This window comes from Adlercreutzia sp. ZJ141, assembly GCF_011038965.1.
In the GTDB taxonomy this organism is placed as follows: domain Bacteria; phylum Actinomycetota; class Coriobacteriia; order Coriobacteriales; family Eggerthellaceae; genus ZJ141.
The window spans coordinates 1-4090 of sequence record NZ_JAAKEB010000039.1 but is presented as its reverse complement, the minus strand read 5'-3'; the positions used below and the strand labels follow the sequence as shown (position 1 = coordinate 4090).

General features: G+C 54.9%; 3 protein-coding genes and 1 pseudogene. 2 read left to right on the top strand and 2 right to left on the bottom strand.

Annotation, left to right across the window (positions count from 1 at the left end; genetic code table 11):
* Positions 1-169: 169 nt before the first annotated feature.
* A complete protein-coding gene (locus tag G7Y44_RS10120) occupies positions 170-1498 on the bottom strand; it encodes a site-specific integrase (protein WP_165249634.1) in 1329 nt (442 codons plus the stop codon).
* Positions 1499-2452: 954 nt separating this feature from the next.
* Between G7Y44_RS10120 and G7Y44_RS10115 the strand changes: the two genes are divergently transcribed.
* Together G7Y44_RS10115 and G7Y44_RS10110 are read left to right on the top strand one after the other, a co-directional pair.
* Positions 2453-2605, top strand: a complete 153-nt coding sequence (locus G7Y44_RS10115; protein ID WP_165249632.1) for a hypothetical protein — start codon at positions 2453-2455, stop codon at positions 2603-2605.
* Complete coding sequence (locus G7Y44_RS10110) at positions 2606-3448, top strand: Abi family protein (protein ID WP_165249636.1); 843 nt, start codon at positions 2606-2608, stop codon at positions 3446-3448.
* Between the two features lie 282 nt (positions 3449-3730).
* Here the strand turns inward: G7Y44_RS10110 and G7Y44_RS10105 are convergent.
* Positions 3731-4090 (bottom strand): annotated as a pseudogene (locus G7Y44_RS10105) (hypothetical protein); the annotation flags it as partial.

Here is a 4090-nt window from a genome sequence, read left to right as displayed (position 1 = left end):
TTTGCCGCCTGCTTCCTTCAGATTCCACCTCGCGATGGACACCCTTGCATTTGGCTATGCACTTCCCGCTATCGGGCGTGCTAGGGACTTTCACCCATGAGAAACGCGCGCATGCTCGGCGCACCAAAGGAAAGCCGACCCCCGAGGAGCCGGCTTCGATGGCGGGGCGCTAAGCTGCCTTCGACGGCTCGATGTCCGGGTAGAGAGCCCTCAGCTGGTCTGCCCTGGACTCGCCGGAGGCCAGGAGCTCTCCCATGAGCCTCGACGCCTCGATGTCGTCTCGGTTGGCCCTGTGCGTGTACCCCATCGTCGTCTTGAGGTCCTTGTGGCCGAGCCTGTTCATGACGGTGACCATGTCGACTCCCTCTTCGGACAGGAGGCTGCTCTGCGTGTGCCGCAGCTCGTGCAGCTTAAGGCCGACGTAGCCTGTCTTGTGCGTCCTGAGGACGCCTCGGCCGTCCCGCCTCTTCTCCACCTTGGTGAACTTGCCGAAGTCGTTCTCGACGCAGAAGTTCCTGAACCAGCGACTGAATAAGTTGGGGTCGTAGTAGCCGCCGTGCGCGTTCGTGATCACGGGAGTGTCGCCGTCTTGTGCGAGCTTGCCGTTCGGGCCGTAGGAGCGGTGCTCCTCGACGCAGCGGGCGTTGTACTCCTCGAAGAGCCTTGCCTGCAGCTGCTTCCACACGAGCAGGTACGCCTTCATGTCGTCGTCGAAGGACACGTAGCGCCCGACGAGCTGTTTTTTGCTCTTGGTCTTCCTGGGCTTCTTGTCGCGCGCGTACTGGTAGATGACGTGCATGCAGTTGTTCTCGAAGTCGATGCGCTTCCAGACGAGCCCCAGTATCTCGCCACGACGGATTCCGGTGTGCAGCGCGATCATGACGGCGCACCTCTCGGCGATGACGGGCGTCGTGAACAGGAGCCTGTCCAGCTTCGACGCGTCCTCGGCCGACAGGCTCTCGCGCTCCTTGCCCTCGGGCCTGCTCATCTTGATGGGGTCGCACGGGTTTCGAGCCGCCATCTGGTCCCACACCGCCTCCTTCATCATCTGCGAGAGCTTCTGGTGCATCTTGAAGAGCGCGTCTTCCGACATGAGCTGATACTTCCGAATGTGGGCGTACATCGTGCGGATGGTGAAAGTGTCGAGCTCCGAGACGTAGTAGTCGCCGAACCACTGGATGATGTCTTTGATCTGGTACTCCTCGCGCTCGTAGGAGAGCGGCGAGTTGAATTCGAGCTCGCGCGACACGTGGAAGCTCCAGGCGTACGACTTCGCCTTGACCTTCGTCTTCTTGGGGTCAACGCCGGCTTTGAGCTCTTCTTTGTAATCAACGAGCGCCTCGATGGCGTCCGCTTTGGTTCCCTCGACGGTACGGGAAGGGGATCTGACGTACTTGCCCGTGACGGGGTCCTTCCCGAGCGAGACGCGTATGCGCCATTTGTTGGGCCCGCGTTTCTCGAGCTGACCCAGCCCTTTGATCGTATAGGGACTAGCCATGTGTTTCTGCTCCTTTGCATAGGTCGTCCATGCGAAGGCCGGCCGCTCCTTCGCCTAACGCAAACCTCGGAGCTATTCAAGCAACGCTTCCGAGGCTCGCCGGTTGGGTTTTCGAAAACGCGCTTCGGAAACTACCCCTAAAATCCGCTTGGGGCAAATCGGGGGCAAATGAAAACAATCCATTTGTTGCTGAGACGTGCGTGATGTACAATTCTTCCTGCATATATCGGAAATTTGAAACACCGCAAAGGCTAGCTGATACTTTTGTCGCGGGCTCATAACCCGAAGGTCGGAGGTTCAAATCCTCCCCCCGCGACCAAAACATCAGCAGGTTGGATAATCAAAAAAGGTGATCTGACCTGCTTTTTCTTTATCCTTTCTTAGGTCGCTTGAATAATCGCTTTATCACGTGACCACCTAGTTGACCACCATTTGACCACCTAAATCAGATTGTACAACATGTAGACAAGCGGATAATGAGTGAGTTTTGCACCGCTGCTACCACTACGCCGAAAGCATTTCTGAAAAGGTTTCGCGTTACCGAAAGCAACACTTCGCTGTGGCGGTACCTATGGTTGCGCCCTACCGATAGTAACTTGCCTTGTTGCTGTCGCTGTGCCGGAAGCGTAAAAAAGTAAAAATAGATGGGCATTAAGCTTAAGGATCTTTTGACACGCACTACGCGGGTGAGGTCGTTACGCTAAGCGCGCCCCAAACGCAAAGAAAGCGCCGGAGGTAGGTGTATTACACACCGTTCGGGCGCTTTGCTGACTGTATAGTACCCGATTCCAACTTGACGTCAATCGCTTCGATGTGACGGTTCACGAAATCAGATGCCGTATGCTGAGCTGCTCGGCCACGCTCTTGCGCACCAAAGCTGCCACAACATGTGGCGCTATACCAATTCACCACACGGCAAACTGGTAGAATTCCTATCGATACGATTGGAGCGCCATGGAAGAACCGATAGAAGTCACCGAATTACAGCATAGAAAACCGCTGTTAACCGTAGACCAGCAAATCGCCCGCTTAAAGGCAAAGGGCATCACATTCGATTTGCTCAGCGAAGAGGAGGCGGCTGACCTTCTCGCCAACGATAACGACTAGCTGCGCATAACGTCGTACCGCAAGCTCTACGAGCGGAAGACGGAGGGTCCCGAAGCCGGGAGCTATATCAACCTCGACTTCGGTCACTTAGCCGTGCTCTCGTCGCTCGACAGGCAACTGCGCGACGCCTTCCTCGCCGTGACGGTGGATGTGGAGCATTTCGCCAAGATGAAAGTATTGGCAGGCGTCGAAAACCGTGGCGAGGACGGCTACGGCATCGTTGCCGATTTCTATGCCAGTCTGAACCACACGGTACGCAACGCTATCCAGGGTGCGATGCGCGCCAGAAGCCGTACAGGCGAGCGTCATGACATCTATACGGGCGAGCTCATAGCGCATCATATCGAAGACATGCCTGTCTGGGTGCTCCAAGAGGTCATCGACTTCGGTACCTTCGTGGACTTCTACCTGTTCTGCGCCGCCCGCTGGGAAGACGACGTGATGCTGCAGGAGCACTACGTTCTAAAAAGCGTCAAGGCGCTCAGGAACGCTACTGCGCATAATCACTGCATAGCAAACGGTTTCACGCAAGCAGCTGAGGCGGCGGGCTACCCAACGAACTCCCTCATAATCGAATCGCTCAATAGACATGGCATTTCCAGAACGAAGAGCCGACGCTCGAAGCTATCGAACCTACGGATAGCCCAGATGGCCGCCGCCCTCTATGCTTTAAACGCACTCTGTAAGCGCGAGCCAGCCATGCACAAGAATGCCGAGCGCCTGAACGCCCTGCGTAAAAGCTACGAAGTTGCGCTTCCCCAGCTCAGCAAGAACAGCACGGTTGTGTCGTTCTTCGACTTCCTCTTCAAACTCGTTGACATTTGGGTTCCCATGCCGTCATAATGAGCTTACATGTTAAAGCCTTCGGGTTTTGTAGGGGCGGGGTCGCGAAAGCGGTCTCGCTCCAGTTTTTTAGCACCCGTGCCTGTGCTTAAAGAAGACCTTCCAGATCGCGCAGAAACGTTTATAATACCTGACTTCCGAGTTTCGATTTCATTTCTGGTGCTAAGAATTCGACATGGTTTGTAGGTACACTTCGCTTTGTCTTTTAAACGTTGTGTGCCCAAGTCATCGGTGCCATCAGGTGGGTCGTTTCGTCCTTCGAACGTGCTTCGGTATGCAGCACTACTGAACATTGGGTATGTTGAATTGACAGTTGACAATGGAATCGATTTGTCCTTTCGTAAGGTAGTAATTACCCAACGGCAGCCCCGTCATTTTCTCTAACTCGTCGATGATGGGTAAGGACTTAGAGATGTTGACGTATTTGCGCTCAGAGACCTCAACTACACGATAATTGTGGGCAAGTCTCATTATCTCTTCAGTGCAAAAGCGCCCATCTAACACTTTTAGCTGTACGAGCCGCTCAAGCAGCACAGATAGGTAGCAGATAAGAAAGTGTCCGGTGATCGATTCGGACTTTTGCAGATACACAGGTCTCGCGTCAAGTTGGGACTTCATCGCCTTAAAGGATTCCTCTATGCG

Excerpts from the sequence above, each read along its gene's own strand:
- G7Y44_RS10115 (WP_165249632.1), top strand. The coding sequence starts at position 2,453 with ATGGAAGAACCGATAGAAGTCACCGAATTACAGCATAGAAAACCGCTG.
- G7Y44_RS10120 (WP_165249634.1), bottom strand. The coding sequence starts at position 1,498 with ATGGCTAGTCCCTATACGATCAAAGGGCTGGGTCAGCTCGAGAAACGC.